The sequence below is a fragment of the Collinsella sp. CM84Y_54 genome (genome assembly GCF_036317945.1).
GTDB lineage: Bacteria > Actinomycetota > Coriobacteriia > Coriobacteriales > Coriobacteriaceae > Collinsella.
This window is the reverse complement of sequence record NZ_JAWQCX010000002.1, coordinates 399,795-423,119: the sequence shown is the minus strand read 5'-3', so window position 1 is coordinate 423,119 and position 23,325 is coordinate 399,795. Positions and strand designations below refer to the sequence as shown.

22 protein-coding genes are annotated in these 23,325 nt (G+C 62.0%); 20 read left to right on the top strand and 2 right to left on the bottom strand.

Annotation, left to right across the window (positions count from 1 at the left end; translation table 11 throughout):
• The first annotated feature begins 139 nt into the window (after positions 1-139).
• Positions 140-1,063 (top strand): manganese-dependent inorganic pyrophosphatase, encoded by a 924-nt coding sequence (locus V2391_RS05025; protein WP_118226883.1) that lies wholly within the window; start codon positions 140-142, stop codon positions 1,061-1,063.
• 267 nt (positions 1,064-1,330) lie between these two features.
• Positions 1,331-2,689, top strand: a complete 1,359-nt coding sequence (nhaA, locus tag V2391_RS05020; protein WP_329738448.1) for a Na+/H+ antiporter NhaA — start codon at positions 1,331-1,333, stop codon at positions 2,687-2,689.
• A gap of 373 nt (positions 2,690-3,062) precedes the next feature.
• On the opposite strand, the gene V2391_RS05015 is transcribed toward nhaA, so the two are convergent.
• Entirely contained in the window at positions 3,063-3,317 is a 255-nt protein-coding gene (locus V2391_RS05015; RefSeq protein ID WP_022093864.1) for a hypothetical protein, read from the bottom strand.
• A gap of 150 nt (positions 3,318-3,467) precedes the next feature.
• Here V2391_RS05015 and V2391_RS05010 point away from each other — a divergent pair, with 150 nt between their 5' ends.
• From V2391_RS05010 to V2391_RS04980, 7 genes are all read left to right on the top strand, one after another.
• Positions 3,468-4,772 (top strand): aminotransferase class I/II-fold pyridoxal phosphate-dependent enzyme, encoded by a 1,305-nt coding sequence (locus V2391_RS05010; RefSeq protein WP_329738447.1) that lies wholly within the window; start codon positions 3,468-3,470, stop codon positions 4,770-4,772.
• Positions 4,773-4,823: 51 nt separating this feature from the next.
• Positions 4,824-5,138, top strand: coding sequence for an STAS domain-containing protein (locus V2391_RS05005; RefSeq protein ID WP_035137695.1), 315 nt, complete (start codon positions 4,824-4,826; stop codon positions 5,136-5,138).
• Between the two features lie 153 nt (positions 5,139-5,291).
• Positions 5,292-5,879: a twin-arginine translocase TatA/TatE family subunit gene (locus tag V2391_RS05000; protein ID WP_270224990.1), complete on the top strand. Its 588-nt coding sequence runs from the start codon at positions 5,292-5,294 to the stop codon at positions 5,877-5,879.
• Positions 5,879-6,670, top strand: coding sequence for a twin-arginine translocase subunit TatC (gene tatC, locus V2391_RS04995; RefSeq protein ID WP_022093860.1), 792 nt, complete (start codon positions 5,879-5,881; stop codon positions 6,668-6,670). Before V2391_RS05000 ends, tatC begins: the two co-directional genes overlap by 1 nt.
• A gap of 6 nt (positions 6,671-6,676) precedes the next feature.
• A complete protein-coding gene (hypA, locus tag V2391_RS04990; protein WP_117565013.1) occupies positions 6,677-7,033 on the top strand; it encodes a hydrogenase maturation nickel metallochaperone HypA in 357 nt (118 codons plus the stop codon).
• A 55-nt stretch (positions 7,034-7,088) separates the two neighbouring features.
• Positions 7,089-7,772, top strand: a complete 684-nt coding sequence (gene hypB, locus V2391_RS04985; RefSeq protein ID WP_329738446.1) for a hydrogenase nickel incorporation protein HypB — start codon at positions 7,089-7,091, stop codon at positions 7,770-7,772.
• A gap of 54 nt (positions 7,773-7,826) precedes the next feature.
• Entirely contained in the window at positions 7,827-10,415 is a 2,589-nt protein-coding gene (locus V2391_RS04980) for a DNA topoisomerase I (protein ID WP_329738445.1), read from the top strand.
• A 145-nt stretch (positions 10,416-10,560) separates the two neighbouring features.
• Here V2391_RS04980 and V2391_RS04975 read toward each other — a convergent pair whose 3' ends face one another.
• A complete protein-coding gene (locus V2391_RS04975; RefSeq protein WP_329738444.1) occupies positions 10,561-11,550 on the bottom strand; it encodes a zinc ribbon domain-containing protein in 990 nt (329 codons plus the stop codon).
• A gap of 239 nt (positions 11,551-11,789) precedes the next feature.
• Here V2391_RS04975 and tmk point away from each other — a divergent pair, with 239 nt between their 5' ends.
• The 11 genes from tmk to V2391_RS04920 all read left to right on the top strand — a co-directional run bounded on the left by tmk (position 11,790) and on the right by V2391_RS04920 (position 23,319).
• Entirely contained in the window at positions 11,790-12,473 is a 684-nt protein-coding gene (gene tmk / locus V2391_RS04970) for a dTMP kinase (RefSeq protein ID WP_329738443.1), read from the top strand.
• Position 12,474: 1 nt separating this feature from the next.
• Positions 12,475-13,602, top strand: coding sequence for a DNA polymerase III subunit (locus tag V2391_RS04965; protein ID WP_329738442.1), 1,128 nt, complete (start codon positions 12,475-12,477; stop codon positions 13,600-13,602).
• A complete protein-coding gene (locus V2391_RS04960) occupies positions 13,593-15,287 on the top strand; it encodes a PSP1 domain-containing protein (RefSeq protein ID WP_329738441.1) in 1,695 nt (564 codons plus the stop codon). Before V2391_RS04965 ends, V2391_RS04960 begins: the two co-directional genes overlap by 10 nt.
• Before the next feature lie 101 nt (positions 15,288-15,388).
• Positions 15,389-16,195 carry a phosphoribosyltransferase family protein gene (locus tag V2391_RS04955; protein ID WP_329738440.1) on the top strand — a complete coding sequence of 269 codons (807 nt, stop codon included), beginning with the start codon at positions 15,389-15,391 and terminating at the stop codon, positions 16,193-16,195.
• A 10-nt stretch (positions 16,196-16,205) separates the two neighbouring features.
• Positions 16,206-17,315: a hypothetical protein gene (locus V2391_RS04950; protein ID WP_329738439.1), complete on the top strand. Its 1,110-nt coding sequence runs from the start codon at positions 16,206-16,208 to the stop codon at positions 17,313-17,315.
• Positions 17,316-18,065: 750 nt separating this feature from the next.
• A complete protein-coding gene (locus V2391_RS04945) occupies positions 18,066-19,058 on the top strand; it encodes a substrate-binding periplasmic protein (protein ID WP_329738438.1) in 993 nt (330 codons plus the stop codon).
• Positions 19,059-19,375: 317 nt separating this feature from the next.
• Positions 19,376-19,960, top strand: a complete 585-nt coding sequence (gene hpf / locus V2391_RS04940; protein WP_055285508.1) for a ribosome hibernation-promoting factor, HPF/YfiA family — start codon at positions 19,376-19,378, stop codon at positions 19,958-19,960.
• A 79-nt stretch (positions 19,961-20,039) separates the two neighbouring features.
• Entirely contained in the window at positions 20,040-20,993 is a 954-nt protein-coding gene (locus V2391_RS04935; RefSeq protein ID WP_022094619.1) for a DegV family protein, read from the top strand.
• 98 nt (positions 20,994-21,091) lie between these two features.
• A complete protein-coding gene (locus tag V2391_RS04930) occupies positions 21,092-22,171 on the top strand; it encodes an NAD(P)-dependent oxidoreductase (protein WP_022094618.1) in 1,080 nt (359 codons plus the stop codon).
• 5 nt (positions 22,172-22,176) lie between these two features.
• Positions 22,177-22,605, top strand: a complete 429-nt coding sequence (locus V2391_RS04925) for a hypothetical protein (protein ID WP_022094617.1) — start codon at positions 22,177-22,179, stop codon at positions 22,603-22,605.
• Positions 22,606-22,620: 15 nt separating this feature from the next.
• Positions 22,621-23,319 carry a hypothetical protein gene (locus tag V2391_RS04920; RefSeq protein WP_271730389.1) on the top strand — a complete coding sequence of 233 codons (699 nt, stop codon included), beginning with the start codon at positions 22,621-22,623 and terminating at the stop codon, positions 23,317-23,319.
• Positions 23,320-23,325: the final 6 nt, after the last annotated feature.

Below are 23,325 nucleotides of genomic sequence, written 5' to 3'. Positions count from 1 at the left end.
CACCAACATGGTGCAAAGGTGACGGACTTGACCATCATGCTTGTCCCAAATTGTGCCGCGGCCCTTCCGTCTGCGAAGGCTTGGCATCCGCGTGCTACCATAGCTACGTCCAAGTACACATATCAAGTGGAGGATATCCATGGCAAACGTTCTTGTCTTTGGTCACCAGAACCCCGATAACGACGCCATCATGAGCGCCGTCGTCCTGTCCCAGCTGCTCAACCAGGTTGAGTATGCCGGCAACACCTACGAGGCCTGCGCCCTTGGTCAGCTTCCGGCCGAGTCCGCCAAGCTGCTCGCCGACGCCGGCATCGCCGAGCCCCGCGTGATCGAGTCCGTCGAGGCCGGTCAGCTCGTCGTCCTCACCGACCACAACGAGTCTGCCCAGTCCGTCGCTGGCCTTAAGGACGCCACGGTCTTTGGCGTTGTCGATCATCACCGCATCGGCGACTTCGAGACCGCCGGCCCGCTGCACTACATCTGCCTGCCCTGGGGCTCCAGCTGCACCATCGTCACCAAGCTCGCCGGCGTGCTCGGCGTTGAGCTTTCCGACGTCCAGGCTAAGCTGCTGCTCTCGGCCATGATGACCGACACGCTCATGCTCAAGAGCCCCACCACCACCGATGTCGACCGCGCCGTCGCCGCCAAGCTCGGCGAGCAGGTGGGCGTCGACCCGGTCAAGTTTGGCATGGAGGTCTTCCTCACCCGTCCGTCTGGCTCTTTCACCGCAGCCGAGATGGTCGGCAACGACATCAAGATGTTCGAGCCCGCCGGCAAGAAGCTGCTCATCGGCCAGTACGAGACTGTCGACAAGACCCGCGCACTCGGCATGATCGACGAGATTCGCGAGGCCATGCGCGCCTACGCCGCCGAGAAGGGTGCCGACGGCATTGTCCTGTGCATCACTGACATCATGGAGGAGGGCTCGCAGGTCCTGCTCGAGGGCGAGACCGAGGCTGCTCAGAAGGGCCTGGGCATTGCCGACGAGCACGACGGCGTCTGGATGCCGGGCGTCCTCTCCCGTAAGAAGCAGGTCGCTGCCCCCATCATGGCCGCCTGCTAGGTTTAGTTGACTAAACGCCACGACCGGATCGCGGACGCCCCGCGCTCCGGTCGTTTTTTGTGCACGGCGCCGCGTCGTCTCTTGGACAGGCGTGCCCGTGCCGTTGAGCAAATAATGTTCAACCTGTGGTTCCGCTTTTCGGCCACGCCTGCGTGCTTGTCGTGCAGGGTAGGCTAGATGCAAGCGTAATACGTTAGAGCGCGGCGCCGCCACTTGGGCGGGCCGTGCTTTTTTAAGACGGGAGCTTTCCCGTGAAAGGAGCCGCCCATGGCAGCAACTGAGCAGCTGTTCAACGTTCGTGAGCGCAAGCGCTTTGAACGTCACGACATTTGGGAACGCATCACCGAGAACGGCACGATTTCCGCCGCCGTCATGGTCTTCGCCGCCATCGCCGCCGTCATTTGCGCCAATACCGATGCCTACGAGGCCATCCATCACTTTTTGGAGACCCCGCTGTATGTGGGTCTGGGCAACCTTACGGCCGGTCTCACCGTTGAGCTTTTCGTCAACGACTTCCTCATGGCGATTTTCTTTTTGTTGGTGGGCATTGAGCTTAAGTACGAGATGACGGTCGGCGAGCTCAAGAATCCGCGTCAGGCCATGCTTCCCATGCTGGCGGCCGTGGGCGGCGTCGTCGTTCCCGCCTGTATCTACCTGATCTTCAACCATGCCGGCGCCCGCAACGGTTGGGCCATCCCCATGGCAACCGATATTGCCTTTGCGCTGGGCGTGCTATCGCTTTTGGGCAATCGCGTTCCCAACGGCGTGCGCGTGTTCTTCTCGACGCTCGCCATCGCCGACGACCTCATCTCCATCGCCGCCATCGCCATCTTCTACGGTCAGAGCCCCAATCCGTTTTGGTTGGGCGCCGCCGCGCTTGTGACCTGCGCGCTCGTGTGGCTCAACAAGACGCAGCATTACCGCCTTGCCCCGTATTCGGTACTGGGTCTGCTGTTGTGGTTCTGTATGTTCAAGAGCGGCGTGCACGCCACGCTTGCTGGCGTTATCTTGGCCTTTACCATCCCGGCCAAGTGCGGCGTCAAGCTCGATAGCCTCACCGATTGGTTGGGCGAGTGCCTGCCGCTGCTCGATGACCGCTACGACGACGAGGCGCACATCTTGGGCCAGCATGACTTTACCGTCTCGACCACCAGGGTCGAGCGCGTCATGCACCGCGTGACCCCGCCGCTCATCCGCATGGAGCGTCTGATCTCCACACCGGTCAACTTTGTGATTCTGCCGATCTTTGCGTTCGTGAACGCACAGGTTCGCCTGGTAGGCGTGGATATGAGCACGTTGCTCACCGACCCGGTGACGCTCGGCGTGTACTTTGGCATGCTGCTGGGCAAGCCGATTGGTATTTTTGGCATGACATTTGCCCTGGTCAAGCTCAAGGCTTGCCAGTTGCCGCGCAACGTCAACTGGCACATGATTGCCGGTGTGGGCATTCTGGGCGGCATCGGCTTTACGATGTCGATCCTCATCAGCGGCCTCGCTTTCCCGACGGCCGAGTTTGAGGTTCTTGCCGCCAAGGCTGCCATTCTTGCCGGTTCGGTCACCGCGGCCGTGCTCGGCATGATCTACATGAGTGTGGTCTGCAAGCACTCCGCGCCCAAGAACGAGTAAAAGCTCGAAAAAAGACACCAGAACCGGTTTGGATGCGTTCGAAACTCGGATCCGAGCGCTACTGGCCCCCTGCCAGATACCCCCCGTGGTCAAAAAACGCCGTTTGTGAGTACTGTCACAAACGGCGTATCATTTTAGGTGCGGAAAATAATGAACAAATTTATAAGAACTGTACGTTAATGAGTGACCATCGACTTCCAATTTGGCGCTAGCTGACGGTGATTAGGGAGTTTCAAGTCGAGTTTTGCCGATTTCGACCAAGAAACGCTGCTACTAAAAAGGTGACAGTACTCATATTTGCCCTTTTTTGGCCACAAGCCCTAAAACAAGCCTCGCCAGGGTCGGGAAACGGGCCAAATGCCGGCCTCGAGGCTTATTCCACGGTGCCGTAGACGGCGCCCCAGCCGTGGGCGGCCAAGGCGGAGTTGAGCTGGTCGCAAAGCGATTGGCGGTCGTAGTAGCCGGGCGGTAGCAGGTTGACGATCTCCATGAGATCGGGCGCCAGGTCCAAGATTTCGGCCTGTACGATCAGGTCCAGACGGTCGATGGCGTGGCGGTCGTAAAACAGTCCGTCGACCAGGCGCTGCAAGTCGCCGAATTCCTCGGCCTGGAACGATCCATACTCCATAGTGCCTCCTTGGGCGCCCCACGCCGGCATGCGCGGCGATTCGTAATTTATTGCGATGGACTTAATCTATCACGGCTTCATAACGTTGCGGCGGTGGCGGTCTATACTTAGACGAACTGCAACGTACCGCTTCGCGAAAGGTCGCACCCCATGCAGACGATCTACCAGAAGATGGAAACCACCGAACTCGATACCGCCATCGAGGCGCTCAAAGCCGAGGTCGCCGAGGTCAAGGCCAAGGGCCTGGCGCTCGACATGGCCCGCGGCAAGCCGTCGCCCTCCCAGGTGGACATCTCTCGACCCATGCTCGATATCCTCAATGCCGATGCCGATCTGCACGACGGCAACGTCGACTGCTCCAACTACGGTTGCTTTGAGGGCATTCCCTCGGCACGCAAGCTGGCGGGGGAGTTCCTGGGTTGCCCCGCCGAGCAGACGCTCGTACTGGGTTCGTCGAGCCTGCTGATTGAGCACGATATCGCCGGCATGTTCTGGCGCTGCGGCTCGTGCGGCAGCGAGCCTTGGGAGGCTTATGAGACCGCGCATGACGGCAAGAAGGTCAAGTTCCTGTGCCCTGTTCCCGGCTACGACCGCCACTTTGGCATCACTGCCGACTTGGGTATCGAGAATGTCCCCGTCGCGATGACCGACAACGGCCCCGACATGGACGAGGTCGAGCGCCTGGTTGCCGCCGACGACTCCATCAAGGGTATCTGGTGCGTGCCCAAGTATTCCAACCCCACGGGCATCACCTTTAGCGAGGACACCGTGCGTCGCCTGGTCGAGATGCCCACGGCCGCGCCCGATTTCCGCATCTTCTGGGACAACGCCTACTGCGTGCACGACCTGTACGACGAGACCGACGAGCTCGCCAACATCTTTGATCTCGCTCGCGCGGCGGGCACCGAGGACCGCGTGGTGGCCTTTGCCTCGACGTCCAAGATCACCTTCCCGGGCGCCGGCATCGGCTTTATCGGTGCGAGCCCCGCGGTTATCGCGGAGTTCTCCAAGCGCCTGAAGGCCGGCCTTATCAGCGCCGACAAGCTCAACCAGCTGCGCCACGTACGCTTCCTTCCCACCATCGAGGCGGTCAAGGAGCACATGAAAAAGCATGCCGAGTTCCTGCGTCCGCGCTTTGAGGCCGTCGAGCGCAAGCTCACCGAGGGCTTGGGCGACACAGACTGTGCCACCTGGACGCACCCCCGCGGCGGCTACTTTGTAAGCTTCGATGGTCCCGAGGGCTCGGCCCAGAAGGTCGCCGCGCTTTGCGCCGACCTGGGCGTCAAGCTCACGCCGGCCGGTGCTACCTGGCCCTATGGCAAGGACCCGCGCGACACCAACATCCGCATCGCGCCGAGCTATCCCACGGTCGAGGACCTGGAGGCCGCGCTCGATGTGCTGGTGCTGGCTGTGAAGCTGGTCGCTGCCGAGCTTGCGCGTGCCGAGCGCGCCTAACGCGCGGCTTCCCGTACTATCCGCACTTTCGATACGTAAAGGAGCGTATACATGGATTTGGGTATTTCCACCAACCCCACGCCAGAGCTCTATACCATTAAGGTAACCGGCGAGATTGATATCTCCAATGCCGATAGTCTGCGCAACGCCATCGACTTGGCGCTCGAGCAGCCCACCGAGGCCGTTGAGCTCGACTTTGCCCAGGTGAGCTACATTGATTCGACGGGCATTGGCGTGCTCGTGGGCGCCGCGCACCACGCGGTCGACCACGGCAAGCGCTTTAGCTGCACCAATGTGCAGCCCCCGGTGATGCGCGTGGTTCAGCTGCTGGGCGTCGACCAGGAGATCTCGATCACGGCGGCATAAGCCCTGCCCCAAAAGGGGCGTGCCGTTTGGCATATGTTTGTGATGCGCTCGGACGTTTTGGCGTCCGGGCGCTATACTTGACCGAATGAATAGACGAGTTCCGGCCGAATGGCGCGGTGCGGGCTCGACTCACATCGAGCCTTGGAGGTATGTGTGTTTGGTATTGGAGAGGGTGAGCTCGCGATCATCGTGGTCTTCGGCTTTTTGCTGTTTGGCCCGGATAAGCTCCCGCAGATGGGCCGCACAATCGGCCGTGCCATCCGTCAGTTCCGCGAGACGCAGGAAAAGATGACGGCCGTTGTTCAGTCCGAGATTATCGATCCGGTAAGCGAGGCCGCGTCGGCCCCGGTCAAGCCCAAGAAGGCTGCCGTCGATGACGATTCCGATGCGGACGAGGGTGCCGTCGAGACGGCTGCGCCCGCAAAGAAGGAGACTTTTGCCGAGCGCCGTGCCCGCCTTGCCGCCGAGAAGGCTGCGAGCGAGGGTGCCACCGAGGGCGAAGGCGCTGCTGATGAGGCCGAGAGCGCCGAGTCCGCCAAGGCCGAGCCTGCCGCTGCCGTCGCCGAGCCCGAGCCTGCTGCAGAGCCGGAGCCCGAGCCCGAGCCGGCAGAGCCCACGACGGCTGACCTCTACGCCCGTCGTCCCCGTAAGCGCAAGGCTGTCGTCGACCAGCTCGCTCGCGAGCTCGAGGCCGAGGACGACGCCGCTGCCGCCGACGCCCCGAAGGGAGGCGATGAGTAATGCCTATCGGACCTGCGCGTATGCCGCTCTTCGATCACCTGGGAGAGCTCCGTCGCCGTCTAACCATCGTGGTCGTGTCGGTGTTTGCCGCCGCTATCGTGCTGTATTTCGCCACGCCTGTGGTGCTCGACATCCTGGAAGACCCCATCCGCTCTTTTGTGCCGGACGGTAAGTTCTACATCACCACCACGCTCGGTGGCTTTGGTTTGCGCTTTTCGCTGGCCATCAAGATGGCCGTTGTCATGTGCACGCCCATGATCATCTGGCAGATTCTGGCGTTTTTCCTGCCGGCGCTTCGCCCCAACGAGCGCAAGTGGGTCGTGCCCACGGTGCTCGCCTCGACGGTGCTGTTCTTCCTGGGCGCCATTTTCTGCTATTTCATCATCATTCCTGCGGGCTTTGAGTGGCTCATCGGCGAGACCTCGGCCGTCGCTACGGCGCTGCCCGATCTAGAGAACTACGTCAACATGGAGCTGCTCTTTATGATCGGCTTTGGCGTGGCGTTTGAGCTGCCGCTCATCATCTTCTACCTGTCCGTCTTCCACATCGTGTCCTACGCTGCTTTCCGCGGTGCCTGGCGTTATGTATACGTTGGCCTGCTCGTGGGCTCGGCTGTGATTACGCCTGACGGCTCGCCCGTTACGCTCGGCCTCATGTATGGCGCCCTGCTCTCGCTTTACGAGATTTCGCTTGCCATCGCCCGTGTGGTCATTACCGCGCGCGAGGGCAAGGAGGGCTTGTTCGTGAGTCGTCTGGACCTGTTCTCGGACGACGAGGACGACGAGGAGTAAATCGGTATGCACGAGGTTGGCATTGTCAACGGCATACTCGATACAGTGATTCGCGCGGCGCGTGGGGCGGGGGCCTCGCGCGCCGTTTTGGTAACGCTGCGTATCGGGGATATGACCGAGGTCGTGCGCGAGGCACTCGACTTTGCATGGGAGACATTTCGCGACGAGGACCCGCTCACGCGCGGCTGCGAGCTTGCCGTAGAGGAAGTCCATCCACAAAGCGAGTGTCTGGACTGCGGCGAGGTCTTTGAGCACGACCGCTTCCATTGCCGTTGTCCCCAGTGCGGTGGCGCCAACGTGCGCCTACTGCACGGCCGCGAGCTCGACATCGCCAGTATAGAAATCGAAACCCCCGACGATTAGCCCGCCAGCCACCTGGGGACGGGGTATAAATGTTGGAAATTAAGGAGTGCCGAATATGGCCGAGAAAACGATTGATATCGCGTCGCCGATTCTGTCGCGCAATGAGCGCCTGGCAGATCAGCTGCGACAGCGATTTAAAGAGACAAACACCTATGTGATCAATGTGCTGTCAAGCCCCGGCTCGGGCAAGACTACCACGATCCTGGGCACCAACGAGCGTCTACGTGACAAGGCCGGCCTGCGCTGTGCCGTCATCGAGGGCGATATCGCCTCGGATGTCGACGCCATCACCATGAAGGAAGCCGGCATGCCCGCCATCCAGATCAACACGGGCGGCCTGTGCCATCTCGAGGGCAACATGATCATGGAGGCCGTTGACGCCTTCGACCGGGCTGTGGGTCTTCAAAACATCGACGTCATCTTTATCGAAAACGTGGGTAACCTGGTCTGCCCAGTCGACTTTGACCTGGGCGAGAACCTGTCCATCATGATCCTCTCGGTGCCCGAGGGCGACGACAAGCCCATCAAGTACCCGGGCATCTTCCAGCACGCCGGCGCGCAGCTGCTCAATAAGGTCGACGTGGCCCCGGCTTTCGATTTTGACATGGATAGGTATACTAAGACACTCGATGACCTCAATCCGCAGGCGCCGCGGTTTGCCGTGAGCGCGCGCAAGGGCGAGGGCATGGATGCCTGGTGCGATTGGCTCATCGGGCAGATCGAGCAAGCAAGGGCGTAAATCGGCCGCCATACGGGCGGGCGTAGCCGCAGAGACACGAGATAGGAGCCTCTTTTGAAGCTCATCATCGCCGAGAAAAACGACGCCGCGCGTCAGATCGCCGAGCGTCTGTCCACGGGTAAACCCAAAAAGGATAAGGTGTACAACACCGCCATCTACCGTTTTGAGTGGAAGGGCGAGGAGTGCGTGACCATCGGCCTGGCCGGTCACATCCTTGCACCCGATTTTTGCGACAGCGTGCTGTTCGATAAAAAGCTGGGTTGGTATTCGGTCACCGAGGACGGCGAGATGCTGCCGGCCGATATGCCCGATGGCCTGGCCCGCCCGCCGTACGACACCAAGCGCAAGCCGTTCCTTGCCGATGGCATCTCCATCAAGGGCTGGAAGCTCGAGAGCCTGCCTTACCTCACCTGGGCACCCGTCATTAAGCTGCCGGCCGAGAAGGAGCTCATTCGTTCGCTCAAGAACCTCGCTAAAAAGTCCGACAGCGTCATTATCGCCACGGACTTCGATCGCGAGGGCGAGCTGATCGGTTCGGACGCCCTCAACAAGGTGCGTGAGGTGGCGCCCGACTTGCCGGTTGCCCGCGCCCAATACTCTTCGTTTACCAAGGCCGAGATCACGCACGCCTTCGATAATCTCGTCTCGCTCGACCAGAACCTGGCCGACGCCGGCGAGAGCCGCCAGCACATCGACCTCATTTGGGGCGCGGTGCTCACGCGTTATCTGACGCTCGCCAAGTTTGGCGGCTTTGGTAACGTGCGCTCTGCCGGCCGCGTGCAGACGCCGACGCTCGCCCTGGTGGTCGAGCGCGAGCGCGAGCGCATGGCGTTTGTGCCCGAGGACTATTGGCAGATTCGCGGCATGGGTGCCGCGCAGGGCGCTGCCGAGGACGACCGCTTTAAGATCGCGCACAAGACGGCGCGTTTTACCGACAAGGATGCTGCCGAGACGGCGTACGGCCATGTCGACGGCGTCGCGACGGCGACCGTTGCCGCGGTGACCAAGCGCTCGCGTAAGCAGCAGCCGCCCACGCCGTTTGCGACCACCTCGCTGCAGGCTGCCGCCGCAGCCGAGGGCATCTCGCCTGCGCGTACGATGCGCATCGCCGAGTCCCTCTACATGGCCGGTCTCATCAGCTACCCGCGTGTCGACAATACCGTGTACCCTGCGACGCTCGATCTGGGCGCCGTGGTGAGCGATCTGGCAAAGATCAACCCGGCGCTGGCGCCGGTGTGCAAAAAGGTGCTCGCCGGTCCCATGAAGCCCACGCGCGGCAAGGTCGAGACCACCGACCACCCGCCTATCTATCCCACGGGCGAGGGCGATCCGTCCACGCTCGATGGCGGACAGCGCAAGCTCTACGACCTCATCGCCCGTCGCTTCCTGGCAACGCTCATGGGGCCCGCGACCATCGAGAACACCAAGCTCGAGCTCGACGTGAACGGCGAGCCGTTCGTGGCCTCGGGCGATGTGCTCGTGACCCCGGGTTTCCGCGAGGCCTACCCGTACGGCCTTAAGCGCGACGAGCAGATGCCGCCGCTGGAGCAGGGCGATACGGTCGACGTGTTCGACATTAAGCTCGAGGCCAAGCAGACCGAGCCGCCCGCGCGCTATAGCCAGGGCAAGCTCGTTCAGGAGATGGAAAAGCGCGGCCTGGGTACCAAGTCCACGCGCGCGAGCATCATCGAGCGCCTGTATGCCGTGCGCTATCTCAAAAATGATCCCGTTGAGCCGAGCCAGCTGGGCATCGCCATCATCGACGCGCTGACGCAGTTTGCCCCGCGCATCACGAGCCCCGATATGACCAGCGAGCTCGATGGCGATATGACCCGTGTGGAGCGCGGCGAGGATACCGAAGAGCATGTCGTGACGCACTCGCGCGCGCTGCTGGCCGGCGTGCTCGACGAGCTACTCAAGCATACGCAGGAGCTGGGCGACGCCATCAGCGACGCCGTCACAGCCGATGCGCGCGTGGGCGCCTGCCCCAAGTGCGGCAAGGACCTGGTTATGAAGACGAGCGCCAAGACCCGCGGCAGCTTTATCGGCTGCATGGGCTGGCCCGATTGCGATGTGACCTATCCGGTGCCGAGCGGCGTCAAGGTGAGCCCGCTCGAGGGCGAGGCTGCCGTGTGCCCCGAATGCGGCGCACCGCGCATTAAGTGCCAGCCGTTCCGCCAGAAGGCTTTCGAGATCTGCGTGAACCCCACATGCCCCACTAACTACGAGCCCGACCTTAAGGTGGGCGAGTGCAAGGTGTGTGCCGAGGCCGGACGCCATGGCGATCTGATTGCGCACAAGAGCGAGAAGAGCGGCAAGCGCTTTATCCGCTGCACCAACTATGACGATTGCGGCGTGAGCTATCCGCTGCCGGCGCGTGGCAAACTCGAGGCGACGGGTGAGACCTGTCCCGAGTGCGGCGCCCCCATCGTGGTGGTCAACACGGCGCGCGGTCCGTGGCGTATCTGCGTCAACATGGACTGCCCGACCAAGGAGAAGAAGCCCGCCCGTGGCCGCAAGACTGCGACCAAGGCGAGCACGGCGAAGAAGACCACGGCGACAAAGAAGACTGCTGCCAAGAAGACGACCGCCAGGAAGACTGCCGCGAAAAAGACGACCACCAAGAAGGCCGCCGATAAGTAACGGCGCAGCCGAAACATTGACTAAGACAAAAACGAGCGAGGGTCCCATGATCCTCGCTCTTTTTTTGACCGGCAGTTAGGGACGTTCCTTTTTCTGCCGGCAGTTTAGGAACGTCCCTAACTGCCGGCTCGGAAACGACAAGGCGTTAGTTCACTTCGACGGGTTTGGCGCCGGGATAGCGCTCCTCAAAGTCTAGGCGGTACTTATTGTCATTGGTGCCCGCCACGTTGTCGCGCGACAGCGGCGCCACGATCTCATTCTTATGGTCCGCGGGCTTTGCGTACTTTAAGCTGATCTCCCAGGCATCGCAGATCGCATCGATGCGGTGATCCAGGTCGTCGTACAGGGCGATGATGTCCTTCCAGGAGCTGTAGTTCTTGGAGCTCGTCGGAACGTCTAGGTCCTCGACGATGTCGTAATACTGCTCGATGGTGTCCTCCGTGCGCTCGGCGACGTCGGCGAGATTTTGACGGGCGGTTCGATCCTCTTCCAGATAACTGCCGTTGAAGTTCTGCGCGCAGCCACGGACGTAGCTGTCGAGGTCTTCGAGCAGGTCGTAGTATTCGCTCAGTCGGCGGTAGAGATTCTGCTCGGAGAGCGTTGCTTCGCCGCCATCCTCGTCGTCATCGTCATCGTCGTCATCGTCGTACAGGCTGTTGGGATCGCCGAGAGGCTTTAGGTCATCGTCGTCGACGTCATGGTGCAGCTTAGCTACCTCGGCAGTCGTCTGCGTGGCGGCGTTGTCGAAAGGCTTGATCACAAAGAAAACGACCAGGGCGATGATGATCGCCACCAGCACAACGATAACGGCGATAAGCGGCCCGATGCCGCTCTTTTTGGGAGCGGGGGTCTGTGGCGAAGCGGGCGCGTATGCGGGAGCCGGCTGCTGTTGGGGCGAGCCGCTCGCGACGGGTATGCGCTGCGTGGTCTCGACGGCCGCGGGGCCTGCGGCGGGGTCGGGGCGATAGGCGAGGGGGTCGTCCGCCTTGGCTTGCGGCGTATCGAGGGAACCGGTCTGCTCAAAAGCGGGCTGGCTATCGCTTGCGGTTGTTTGCTCAACGGGTGCACCGCACGAGGTGCAGAACTTGGCATTATCTGCAAGAAGTTTGCCGCACGAGGCGCAATACCGAGACATTGCCACTCCTTTCGCCACATTTCAATGCAATACGACGATTATACCCAGCGTCCAAAATTCCCCTTCATAAGTTGCGGTGAAATAGGGACTGTTTGGCGGTCTCAGAGCTTCAATCAGTCCCTATTTCACCGCAACTTTGGAAAGGCACCTTTAGCCATTGGGGACGCGCCGAGCACTGGGGTATCATGGCTTGGTTGATATATCTGCATTTACGCGCCTTGTAGGAAGGGGCTGCGCCCATGACTTTTGAGCCTGCTCAACATAGCTTTATCACGCTCGAGGGCGTCGACGGCGCCGGCAAGTCCACGCAGGCGCGTCTGCTTGCCCGCGCGCTCGAACTCGCTGGCTACCAGGTTGTGAGCCTGCGCGAGCCGGGCGGTACCGCCATCAGCGAAAAGATCCGCGCTCTGCTGCTCGACCCCGCCAATACAGCGATGGGCGACACCTGTGAGTTGCTGCTCTACGAGGCAGCGCGCGCCCAGTTGGTGCACGAGGTCATAGCTCCCGCCCTCGCGGCCGGCAAGGTGGTTCTGTGCGACCGCTTCTACGATTCCACAACCTGCTACCAGGCGTTTGCCGACGGTCTCGATCGCCGGATGGTGCGTGACGCCAACAACCTGGCCGTCGCGGGTACGCACCCGGCGCTCACGCTCGTCTATCACATCACGCCCGAGCAGGCGGCGCTGCGCATGGCAGCCCGTGGCGCGGCAGATCGCATGGAGGCCAAAGGCATGGCATTCCAGGAGCGTGTCTACCAGGGATTCTGCGCTATTGCTGCCGAGGAGCCAAACCGCGTAAAGCTCATCGACGCCACTGCGACCGTCGAGGAAGTCTTCGAGAAGACGGTCGAGCAGATTCGCGCGTACGGTCTCGACATTTCGCAAGATGCTGTCGCCGCCGCGCTTGCCAAGGAGGCCGAGTAACATGGCCCCCGCTCAGGCAAGCCTGCTGGCCAAGCTCGACACCCAAGAGCGCGTTCGCGACTTTTTGACCAACGCCGTCGCCAGCGGCCGCGCATCGCACGCCTACCTGTTTTTGGGCGCTCCCGGTGCCGGCAAGCTCGATGCCGCATGGGCGCTCGCCCAAGCTTTCCTCTGCGAGCAGAACGGCTGCGGCGCATGCGACAGCTGCGTGCGCGTTGCGCGGCACACACATCCCGACGTGCACTATTACACGCCCGAGAGCGCCACAGGCTACCTCATTGCCCAGACCCGCGAGCTGCTCGATGACGTGCCGCTGGCGCCCATCCGTGCCAAGGCCAAGGTCTACATCATCGATCGCGCCGAGCAACTGCGCGCTAACACCGCCAACGCGCTGCTCAAGACACTCGAGGAGCCGCCCGAGGGCGTTATGTTCATCTTGTTGGGCACCTCGGCAGACGTGATGTTGCCCACCATCGTGAGCCGCTGTCAGTGCGTGCCGTTTCGGTTGGTGTCGCCCACCGTGGCCGCGCAGGCCGTGAGTCGCGCGACGGGTCAGGACCTCGCGCGTTGCCGCATGGTGGTCGCCGTGGCGGGAAGCCCCACACGCGGCATCGAGTTCCTTAAGAGTGCCGAGCGCCAGGATGCTCGCCGCCAAATGGTCCGCGCCATCGATTCGCTCATCGCTGCCGACGAGGCTGATGTGCTCAGCCGCGCCAAGTCGCTCATCGTCGCCGTTAAGGCACCGCTCGCCGAGGTCAAGTCCACACAGGAAAAGGTGCTCGAGCAAAACGCCGACTATCTGTCGCGTGGAGCATTGAAGCAGCTTGAGGACCGCAACAAGCGCGAACTCAACGCGCGCGAGCGTTCGGGTATCATGGAAGCGCTGGCGAGCGCGCGGACGCTCATGCGCGACGTGCTGCTGACGCTTCAGGACGAGGCGGCCGACGTCGTGAACGAAGACGTGCGCGACACGATCGGGCGGCTTGCCGCCGCGACGAATGCTGCGGGTGCCACCCGGGCGCTCGAGGCGGTCGCGACCGCCGAGCGCAACATCGCCAGAAACGTTACTCCCCAGCTGGCCATCGAGGTCATGCTGTTCGATATCAGGAAGGCACTGAAATGCCGTTAGTCGTACCCGTTAAGTTTACCTACGCCTCGCGCGACCTGTGGTTTGACCCGCAGGATCTGGATATCCTCGAGGCCGATTATGCCATTTGCTCCACCGAGCGCGGGACCGAGATCGGCCTGGTCACGGCCGATCCCTTCGAGGTGCCGCAAGATGAGATCGGCCAGCCGCTCAAGCCCGTGCTGCGCGTGGCGAGCGACATCGACCTGCAGCTTGCCGACGACCTGGCCATCCAGGGCGACGAGGCGATGGTCGATTTCCGCCGTCTCGTCAAAGAGCTCGACCTCGAGATGAAGCCGGTCGGCGTCGAGTACCTGTTTGGCGGCGAGAAGGCCGTGTTCTACTTTGCGGCCGAGGAGCGCGTCGATTTTCGTCAGCTCGTCAAGGACCTGTCCTCGACGCTGCACATTCGCGTCGACATGCGCCAGATCGGTGTGCGCGACGAGACCCGTCTGGTGGGCGGTTATGCCCAATGCGGACAGGAGCTCTGCTGCACGCGCTTTGGCGGACAGTTTGAGCCCGTCTCGATCCGCATGGCAAAAGAGCAGGACCTGCCGCTCAACTCGTCCAAGATCAGCGGCGTTTGCGGCCGCCTGATGTGCTGCCTGCGCTATGAGTTCGAGGCGTACAAGGACTTTAAGAGCCGTGCGCCCAAAAAGAAGACGCTCATCGATACGCCGCTTGGCAAGGCGCGTATCCAGGAATATGACACGCCGCGTGAGCAGCTGGTGCTGCGCCTGGAGAACGGCAAAGTCTTTAAGGTCAACCTGGCCGATATGACGTGCTCGGAGGGCTGCAAAAAGAAGGCCGCCGAGCAGGGCTGCAACTGCCGCCCCGACTGCGTGACGCGCGACGTGCTCGAGCGCATCGAGTCGCCCGAGATGCGCCTGGCGCTCATGGAGCTCGATCGCGAGAATGGCGTCGATGTGGGCGATGGTCTGTCGAGTGCCGACCGTCTGGCCGGCACGTCGATACCCAAGCGCCGTCGCCGCGATGCCGAATCCGATGCTCGCTCCGGTCAGGGCCAGGGCGAGGGCCGTGGCCGTGGAAAGGGTCGCGGCAAGGCCGAGGCACCCGAGGCCGAGGAGGCAGCCGGTGGCCGTCGCCGCCGCAAGCGCACGGCGTCCGTCGACAATGGCGAGACCGCGGGCAAGAACGCTTCCCGCGAGCGCGAGGCTCAGCAGCCCCAGCAGCAAAACCGCGGCGGTGGCATGAACCCCACGCGCCGTCGTCGCCGTCACCTGTCGAGCGAGGAGCGCGAGGACGCCTTCCGCGCCGCAGCTGCTCGCGAGGCCGGTGCCGCTCCCAAGGGCGTCTCGGCCTCCGATGCGCCTGCCGACAAGGCTGGCAAGCCGCGTGGCGAGGAGGAGCGCGCGCCACGTCCGCGCCGTCGCCATTCCTCGGGCACGCAGCAGAAGCCCTCGGTTCCTTCTGTGGCCGATCAGGTTTCGGATGGCGAAGTCAAGGTCACGCGCCGTCGCCCTGGAGACGGCGGAGGAGCTGCCGCCAAGGCTTCGCGCGGCGGCTCTCGCGACGAGCGCGAACCGCGTGAGGATCGCGGCGGCGAGGGCTCGACCGACCAGGGTCAAAAGCGTCGCCGTCGCCGTCGCTCCCGCAAGCCGCGTCAGGACGGCGGCGAGGGCTCGACCCGCACCTCGTCCGCACCGCAACCGCCTGCCGGCGAATAGCGCCCGTAAGCGGATGTGACTCGCCTGACCCTAGCGCCTCTGGGTATCATGGCTCTACACCGACAACCCTCCCTTCGCCTTCGCGTAGGGAGGGTTGTGTCATGAAGAGGCATTTGAATGTGTTGAGTCGCTTGCAGGGTGCAGGCACCCTACCGTTTGCGGACGAATTGCTACCGCTTGCCGAGCGCGCGACGTACGAGGCGCTCGAGGCATTGTCGCCAACACGATGTGCCGGCTGCGAGCGCGCCGGTGCGCTTATTTGCCAAGACTGCCTTGCCGCGTTCACGCTCATCGACCCACGTCATAGCTGCACCCGATGCAGCGCCCCGTTTGGGGATTTGCTGTGCACTGAGTGTTCGGTCGAGGGCACGTCCTCGGCAATGACGGAGGCGCTCGACCGCTGCCTGGCGTGCGCCGTCTATGCGCATCCGCTGCCGCGCATCATTAAAGCGTACAAGGATGCGGGCGAGCGACGTCTGGCTCCGTATCTGGCGGAGCTGCTCTACGACACCGCCCTGCATGCCCAGGTCGTAGCGCCCGATCGCTATGGAGGTGTGCTGTCCGGTGCGGATGCGGTGGTGTTTGTGCCTGCGACGGCGGCAGCGTTTCGGCGGCGTGATTTTGATCATATGGAGGCTATTGCGCGTCCATTTTGCGAGCTGTCGGGTGTTCCCCTGCTCGACGCCCTCGTTAAGTACGGCCATGGTGACCAGCGCGAGCTCGGTCGCGATGAGCGCCGGGAACACGCTCGGGGTATGTACGAGACGGTCGAGGATGTGCGCGGCCGCCGCCTGCTGCTCGTCGACGATGTCATTACCACGGGCGCGACCATGGCAGCGGCCTCGGCGGAGCTCAAGCGTGCCGGCGCCGCGGCAGTCGATGGTCTCGCTATCGCACGCGTTTGGTAGGGGTGGTTTTGTGGCAGTGAAGATTGAGCGGCGCAACGAGCCGACAAGCGAGCAACTGGCGGCCTCCATAATTCTGACCGGCGCCTCGGCGCTACGCATGATGCGCGCCGAGCGCCGACAAATGGGTTACATCAGCTGGAGGGACCTCGATCCCGATGAAGAGCGCCGTGTGCTGCGCACGTCGTCGCCCTCGACCGAGGACATCTATCTTCCCGACTTGGTGCGGATTGGGGCCGCAAGCGGCGAGGTGCAAGAGGATTTGTGCTTGCTGGCAGGGTCTGCAGCGCAGCGCCGCCGCATTCTTGGCGTGAGCTGGTCCGTATGCTCCGGGTTGCCCGCCGGCTCGATTCTAGAGGTGGAACCGGGGGTGTACAGTCTATCTCCCGAGGCCCTTTGTGTTGCCGTTGCGCGCGAGGTCGGCTGCATCCAGGCATTTGCCCTGGCTCAGGAGCTGTGCTCTAAGATTTCGCTGAGTGACCGCGGGAAGTATCTGCCTCCCTACACCTCGCCTGTTACGAATAAACTTGCAAAGGACAAGGACCAGCCAGCAGATGTGGGCTACTTTGAGGCTGAGCCGGTGCTGACGCCCGATTGTCTGGCAGATTACCTCGCGGTATGCAAGGGGAACGCAGCCAAGCAGCTGCAGCGTCTGTGTCCCTATCTTTCGGAAAACCTGCGCTCGCCCATGGAGTGCATCATGCTCGCCCTGTTTTCGCTTCCGTTTTCCTGTGGCGGATTTGCCTGCGGTCCCTTTAAGACCGACTACAAGATTGAGTTCGATGACCGTGCGCAGGCAATCTCGGGGATGTCCCATGCAGTTTGCGATGCGTATCAAGAAGCAGCCCGGTTTGACCTGGAATACAACGGTGAGCTGGGCCATTCCTCTCGGAGGGGACGTATCCATGATGAAAAGCGCAACACGGGCTTGATTACTATGGGAATCGAGGTCGCGACGGTCAACAACGAAATGCTCTGTGACATGGAAGCGGTGGAGGCGCTCGCATGGCGCATGCACCAGCGTATGCGAAAGCGGTACCGGAATCGTGTCGATGCTCGCAGGAAGAAGCAAGAAGCGTTGCTTAACACGCTGCGGGCGTGTTTTGGGCTTAAGCCGGTCTAATTCGCGTCGAAAATAGAGGGTTAATCATATGCCCTGGCCATAATATGGCAAATATGAGTACTGTCACTAAATCAGTAACAGCAAAATCAAGGAATTTAGAACTCGGAGGCGGCGTAAAGTAAGAAGATAATAAACAAATGTAGAATAACTAAGCATCAGGTTGGCGACTCTGAGCGCAAAATCTGTCCGAAAGGCCAAAATTGCCTGTTACTAAATTGGTGACAGTACTCATATTTGCCATATTTTGGCCGGGGCACCCTAAGAAGGGTGCCCCGGAGCTCCCCGTAGGGGAGCTCCGGGCTTCATAGGGGCACGAATAGCCCGCTCCGACCTGCGAAATCTGTACTCGCGATGCGAATGACGCCCCTAACCTTAAACTTTAGCTTGAACTTAGCTATAATGCGCTTCGTTCCTACCAGGCTGTGGTTGCGGACGGACGAAATGCCCGTCCTAGTCCAAGACAGACGCGGTCAAAGGGATCCACGTAAGCGACCGCGTGCGCGCGGCGCGATCATGGCGCGTCCTAGATGTAAGCCGCACCGTCCGTTCTACTTTCTTTGGGGCAATACCGCCTCGCGGGCGAGCGGGCCAGTCGTGAAGGTGGCTGCGGCCTCCCGAGCAAACACCCCGGTGCGCAAGTGTGGGGTCAAATACCAGGTCAGCTGGTGGGAACAACCTGATATTCCGCGCAACGCACGGATCGTATACGACACAGAAGGCAGGGTAGTGGACATGGTGAGGGGCAGCTTGATGCACGCGGCTCGGTTAGGTGCTGGGGCCGCAGCGGTCATCGCCGTTTTGGGCCTGAGTGGATGCGCGTTCAATCCACTGTCCACGTTCACGACGCCCACGATCGACCAGATCGAGCGCGAGACCGTTACCCCCACGGTATCGGACAATGCCCTGGTCACGCCGGGAACCCTGACTGTCGCTCTCGATACTTCCGATGCCCCGCAAGCCATGCAGGATGCCGACGGAAACCTCACGGGCTATGCGGTCGATGCCGCTCGTGCCCTCGCATGCCGCATGGGTCTCAAGGTCGCCTTTGTCGATGCGTCCTCGGCCGATTCCGCGCTCAGCGATAAAAAGGCCGACATCTTCATTGGTGACGTCAGGTCTACGGACGGCGATATCAGCTCGCTTGGCACCTGTCTGTACGACGCCCCCGCCGTATTCGGCAAGAGCAGCGACGGAGAGTCGCTGAGCGTTTCGACCGAAACGCTTAACACCGCTACCCTGGGCGTTCAGACCTCTTCGGCCTCGCAGGAAGCGCTCGCCAAGCAGAGCATTACGGCCAACCAAAAGACCTTCTCCAACATCAATGAGTGCTTTGAGGCGCTCGAGTCGGGCGAAGTCGATTACGTGATCTGTGATTCCACGGCCGGTGGTTACCTCGCGCGCCTGATGAGCCAGATCTCCTATGTCGGCACGCTCGAGACGCCCTCCACGCTTGGTGTCGCAGGCCTTAGCTCTAACGATGAGCTGTGCCGTGCCGTGAGCGATGCCCTCGATGGTATCACGGTCGATGGCACGCTCGAGGCAGTCCACTGCGTCTGGTACGGCCAGATGCCCTATGACCTTACCGCCAAGACCGTTTCGGGAGCCAATGTGCAGACATCCGACTCCACGTCCAACGAGACTGAGCCCTCCGATGACGACGCCTCCGATAACAACGGCGACAGCCCGTCGTCTAGCCAGGAAGGCACCATCACCGACGATGACATCAACAAGCTCAATAGCTAGTTATTGGTAGGGGTGGCGTCTGCCATACATTGAACGAGGCGCTTCTTCATGGTTTCAACACGCATAGTCGGGTCTCCCCAATAGGGGAGCCCGGCTTTTCTATTTTGGTAAAAACAGCAGGTAAAAGCTGATTTCCAGGAGAAAAACTAGCTTTGCCGACGCCTTCCTATAGCGCACTTTGCTACAGAAAAGTGCGAGACTTCGGTATGCGGTATCAAGCAATCGTTATTCGGGTCTTTGAGAATCCGGGTGATTAAATGTACGGCAATGGGTACATAGCCAGTACAGTAAGTCCCCGAGGCAGATTGGAGCCACGTATGGATATCAAGGTTTCTGGACGCAAGACGACGGTAACCGATGCTCTGCGTGCGCATGTGGATGAGAAGATCGGTGAGGCGCTCAAGGTTTTCGATATCGAGCCCATGACAGTCGACGTCGTGCTTCGTTATGAGAAGAACCCCTCGAACCCCAACCCGGCAATCGTCGAGGTCACGGTTCGTGCCCGCGGCTCTGTGATTCGCGTTGCCGAACACGGCGCAGATATGTACGCCGCCATCGACCTCTCCGCCGATAAGGTTACCCGCCAGCTGCGCAAGTTCAAGACCAAGGTCGTGGACAACCGCCAGGGTGGTGCCAGTGCCGCGGATGTCGCGCCGGTCGAGCGCGTTGAGGATCTGGCCGACCTGCTGCTGCCCGAGGAGGACGACGACCTGCTCGTCCGCGAGAAGGTCATCGATGTCACCCCGATGACCGAGGAGCAGGCGCTGGTGCAGACCGATTTGCTGGGCCACGACTTCTACGTGTTCGAGAACGCGACGACCGGTCTCATCAATGTGGTGTATCACCGTAAGAATGGTGGATATGGCATCATCAAGCCCCGCATCGAAACACTTGACGAGTAAAATACGTTAACTTGCATGAGTTAACGGTTGGCGGCCATCCCATGCGGGTGGCCGCCTTTTTACGTAAGGAGTCGCTTTGATGGACAAGGCCGCATCCGCCGGTCATTCGAACCGTTGCCGCATCGTCGTCGATACCTGCTGCGACTTTAGCCCCGAGGTCGCCGCGAACCTCGATGTCGATATCCTGGGTTTCCCTTTCATTATCGATGGCGAGGAGCGCACAGACGACATCTGGTCGAGCATGAGCCCTAAGGAGTTCTACGACCGCATGCGCGCCGGTGCCCGCGTGTCCACCTCGGCTGTGTCGCTCGGTCGCTATATCGAGTTTTTTACCGAGTGCGCCAAAGAGGGCACGCCCACGGTCTACCTGTGCTTTACCTCGGCGCTGTCGTCGAGCTACAACTCCGCGTGCCAGGCGGCAGATGTCGTGCGCGCCGAGTATCCCAACTTTGAGCTCTACGTGGTCGACAACGCTCTGCCCTGCGCGACCGGTGCGCTCTTGGCGCTCGAGGCCGTGCGCCAGCGTTCGGCGGGACTGACCGCCAAGCAGCTGGTCGATTGGGCAAACGAGGCAAAGACCTACGTGCACGGCTACTTTACGCTCGAGAGCTTCGACGCACTGGCTGCCGGCGGCCGCATTCCTCCCGCGGCGGCGCAGCTCACGGCAAAGCTCGACGTCAAGCCCGAGCTCTCCTACGACCTGGCCGGCTCGCTGTCGCTGATCGGCGTCAACCGCGGCCGCAAGAAGGCGCTCAAGTCCATCCTCAAGTCGTTCCGCGAGAACTACGTGCCCGATCGCACCATGCCCATCGCCATCATGACGGCCGATGCCGAAAAGGATGGTGACTGGCTCGAAGCCGCCATCCGCAAGGAGGAGGGTTGCGCCGACGTCACGATCATTCGCGGCTCCGTGGGTCCCACCATCGGCTCGCACGTGGGCCCCGGCATGGTGGGCTGCGCGTTTTGGGGTAAGAACCGCGCCGACAAGGCGTCGCTTTCCGACCGTATCGCCCGCCGCGTGCGCGGTCAGTAGGCAAGCGCTGCGTCCGTAATCGCCCTCGACTCACAGCCCAAGCGCTGGCACTGAGTATTCACCCTGGTAACAACACCCAACCCAAAAGGAAAGGTTTCATGGCAAACAAGCTCTCCGTCGCATTCATCGGCACCGGAATCATGGGTGCCCCCATCGCCGGCCACATTCTGGACGCCGGCTATCCCGTCACGGTCAACAACCGCACCAAGTCCAAGGCGGCGGCGCTTATCGAGCGCGGCGCCGTCTGGGCAGATACGCCGGCCGATGCCGCGGCGAACGCCGATGTCGTCTTTACCATGGTGGGCTATCCCTCCGAGGTCGAGGAACTCTACCTGGCGGGCGACGGCCTGCTCGCGTGCACTAAGCCCGGCGCGGTCTTGATCGACCTCACCACGAGCTCGCCCGAGCTTGCCCGTGACATTGCCGAGGCCGCCCAGGTTTCTGGTCGCATGGCGTTTGACTGCCCCGTCACCGGCGGCGAGTCGGGCGCTATCGCCGGTACGCTCACGGCTATCGTGGGCGCTACCGAGAACGACATCGCGCCGGTCCGCGACATCCTTGCCACCTTTGCGGCCAACATCTGCTGCTTCGACGGCGCCGGCAAGGGCCAGGCTGCCAAGCTCGCCAACCAGGTGTCGCTGGGCGCCTGCATGGTCGGCATGGCAGACGCCATGGCATTTGCCGAGCTGAGCGGCCTTGATCTGGAGAAGACCCGCCAGATGATCCTGGGCGGTACCGGCAAGTCCGGCGCCATGGAGAGCCTGGCTACCAAGGCGCTCGACGGCGACTACAAGCCCGGCTTTATGGTCGAGCACTTCATCAAGGACCTGCGCTTGGCGCTCGCCTATGCCGACGATCGCGAGCTTGCGCTGCCCGGCGCCGACGTGGCCTTTACGCTCTACGACATGCTCGATGCCATCGGTGGTGCCAAGCTGGGCACCCAGGCCATCACGGTCCTCTATAAGGAGGAGGCCGACGCCATCGCCGCCGGTCTGGACTGGTCGCAGTATCGTCCCGAAGAGCACGGTGCTCACGAGGACGGCTGCGGTTGCGGCGAGCACGGCGACGACCATGAGTGCGGTTGCGGCCACCACCATGGCGAGGACCACGAGTGCTGCGGCGGCCACGGCCATGATGATGGCCACGAGTGCTGCTGCGGCCACCATCACGGGGAGTAGCGCCCATGAGCTGGACGTTCGTGGTGCTTGCGCTGGTGCTCTTTCTCTTCGCGATCTACATTGGCTTTTTGTGCGGCCAGTGGGCGTGCGAAAAGCGCGTCATCACCAAGCGCGACTACTGGATTGCCAACTTTGCGGGAGCGGCGGCAGTCATCCTGCTGACCTGGGTGTTCTCGCTGTTCCCGCTGGTGCAGTTTGCGCCGATCGGCTGGCTCGGCGGCTTTATCGCCGGCCTTAAGATGAGCTTTGGCGAGTCCGTCGGTCCGTGGCGCAAACACGACGAGGTCTTTAACGTTAACAAGGCTCACCGCGCCGCCGCCGACGCGGGCGATGCCGAGGAGCGCCGCCGTGCGCGTCGCAATGGCGCGGCCGACCGACAGCTCATCTCGGTCACCGATGACAGCAAGGGTGCTGACAAGCACGCTAAGAAATAGTAAAAAGAGGTAACTATGGCAGAAAACAAAGACGAACAGCTCACCGACGAGGAGCTGGCACAGCTCCAGCTGGCAGAGGAGAACGAGAACGCCGTCGACCGCCTGGTCCAGGAGCTCGGCTGCCCCACGCGCCGCATCCGTCAGTTTGCCGCCCGCGTGCTGCGCCTGCTTGCCGAGCGCGATCCGCAGCGCGTCGTGCCCTGCGTGCCCGCGCTGATCGAGGCGCTCGACCGCCCCGAGGCTCAGACCCGCTGGGAGGCTCTCGATGCCCTGGCGGCGCTCGCCACCACCTGCCCCGAGCAGCTGGGCGATGCCTTTGAGGGCGCCGAGACCGCGCTGTTCGATGAGATTTCGTCCACGCTGCGCTATGCCGCCTTCCGCCTGCTGTGCGTGTGGGGCGCCACGAGCGTCGAGCGTTCGCGCGAGGCTTGGCCCATCCTGGACGAGGCCATCCAGTGCTACCACGGCGACCTCGAGTATCGCGACATGCTCGGTTGCCTGTACGAGTTTGGCCGGGGCGAGATTGACGCCGAGGTCGCCGAGAAGCTCGCGCTGCGCCTTAAGTTCGATGCCGAGAACGGCAAGGGTAGCTATCTCAAGGCCCGTTCGAGCGAGATTTGCGAAATGCTTGTTAAACGTTTTGGCCTGGATCTCTCCAAAAAGAAGAAGCGTGCTAGCGTAAAAAAATCTGACGACGCCGAAGACGAGGAGTAACAGATT

Bases quoted from the DNA above. Each gene is read 5' to 3' on its own strand.
- V2391_RS05025 (WP_118226883.1), top strand. From the start codon at position 140: ATGGCAAACGTTCTTGTCTTTGGTCACCAGAACCCCGATAACGACGCC.
- nhaA (WP_329738448.1), top strand. From the start codon at position 1,331: ATGGCAGCAACTGAGCAGCTGTTCAACGTTCGTGAGCGCAAGCGCTTT.
- V2391_RS05015 (WP_022093864.1), bottom strand. From the start codon at position 3,317: ATGGAGTATGGATCGTTCCAGGCCGAGGAATTCGGCGACTTGCAGCGC.
- V2391_RS05010 (WP_329738447.1), top strand. From the start codon at position 3,468: ATGCAGACGATCTACCAGAAGATGGAAACCACCGAACTCGATACCGCC.
- V2391_RS05005 (WP_035137695.1), top strand. From the start codon at position 4,824: ATGGATTTGGGTATTTCCACCAACCCCACGCCAGAGCTCTATACCATT.
- tatC (WP_022093860.1), top strand. From the start codon at position 5,879: ATGCCTATCGGACCTGCGCGTATGCCGCTCTTCGATCACCTGGGAGAG.
- hypA (WP_117565013.1), top strand. From the start codon at position 6,677: ATGCACGAGGTTGGCATTGTCAACGGCATACTCGATACAGTGATTCGC.
- hypB (WP_329738446.1), top strand. From the start codon at position 7,089: ATGGCCGAGAAAACGATTGATATCGCGTCGCCGATTCTGTCGCGCAAT.
- V2391_RS04975 (WP_329738444.1), bottom strand. From the start codon at position 11,550: ATGTCTCGGTATTGCGCCTCGTGCGGCAAACTTCTTGCAGATAATGCC.
- tmk (WP_329738443.1), top strand. From the start codon at position 11,790: ATGACTTTTGAGCCTGCTCAACATAGCTTTATCACGCTCGAGGGCGTC.
- V2391_RS04965 (WP_329738442.1), top strand. From the start codon at position 12,475: ATGGCCCCCGCTCAGGCAAGCCTGCTGGCCAAGCTCGACACCCAAGAG.
- V2391_RS04960 (WP_329738441.1), top strand. From the start codon at position 13,593: ATGCCGTTAGTCGTACCCGTTAAGTTTACCTACGCCTCGCGCGACCTG.
- V2391_RS04955 (WP_329738440.1), top strand. From the start codon at position 15,389: ATGAAGAGGCATTTGAATGTGTTGAGTCGCTTGCAGGGTGCAGGCACC.
- V2391_RS04945 (WP_329738438.1), top strand. From the start codon at position 18,066: ATGCACGCGGCTCGGTTAGGTGCTGGGGCCGCAGCGGTCATCGCCGTT.
- hpf (WP_055285508.1), top strand. From the start codon at position 19,376: ATGGATATCAAGGTTTCTGGACGCAAGACGACGGTAACCGATGCTCTG.
- V2391_RS04935 (WP_022094619.1), top strand. From the start codon at position 20,040: ATGGACAAGGCCGCATCCGCCGGTCATTCGAACCGTTGCCGCATCGTC.
- V2391_RS04930 (WP_022094618.1), top strand. From the start codon at position 21,092: ATGGCAAACAAGCTCTCCGTCGCATTCATCGGCACCGGAATCATGGGT.
- V2391_RS04925 (WP_022094617.1), top strand. From the start codon at position 22,177: ATGAGCTGGACGTTCGTGGTGCTTGCGCTGGTGCTCTTTCTCTTCGCG.
- V2391_RS04920 (WP_271730389.1), top strand. From the start codon at position 22,621: ATGGCAGAAAACAAAGACGAACAGCTCACCGACGAGGAGCTGGCACAG.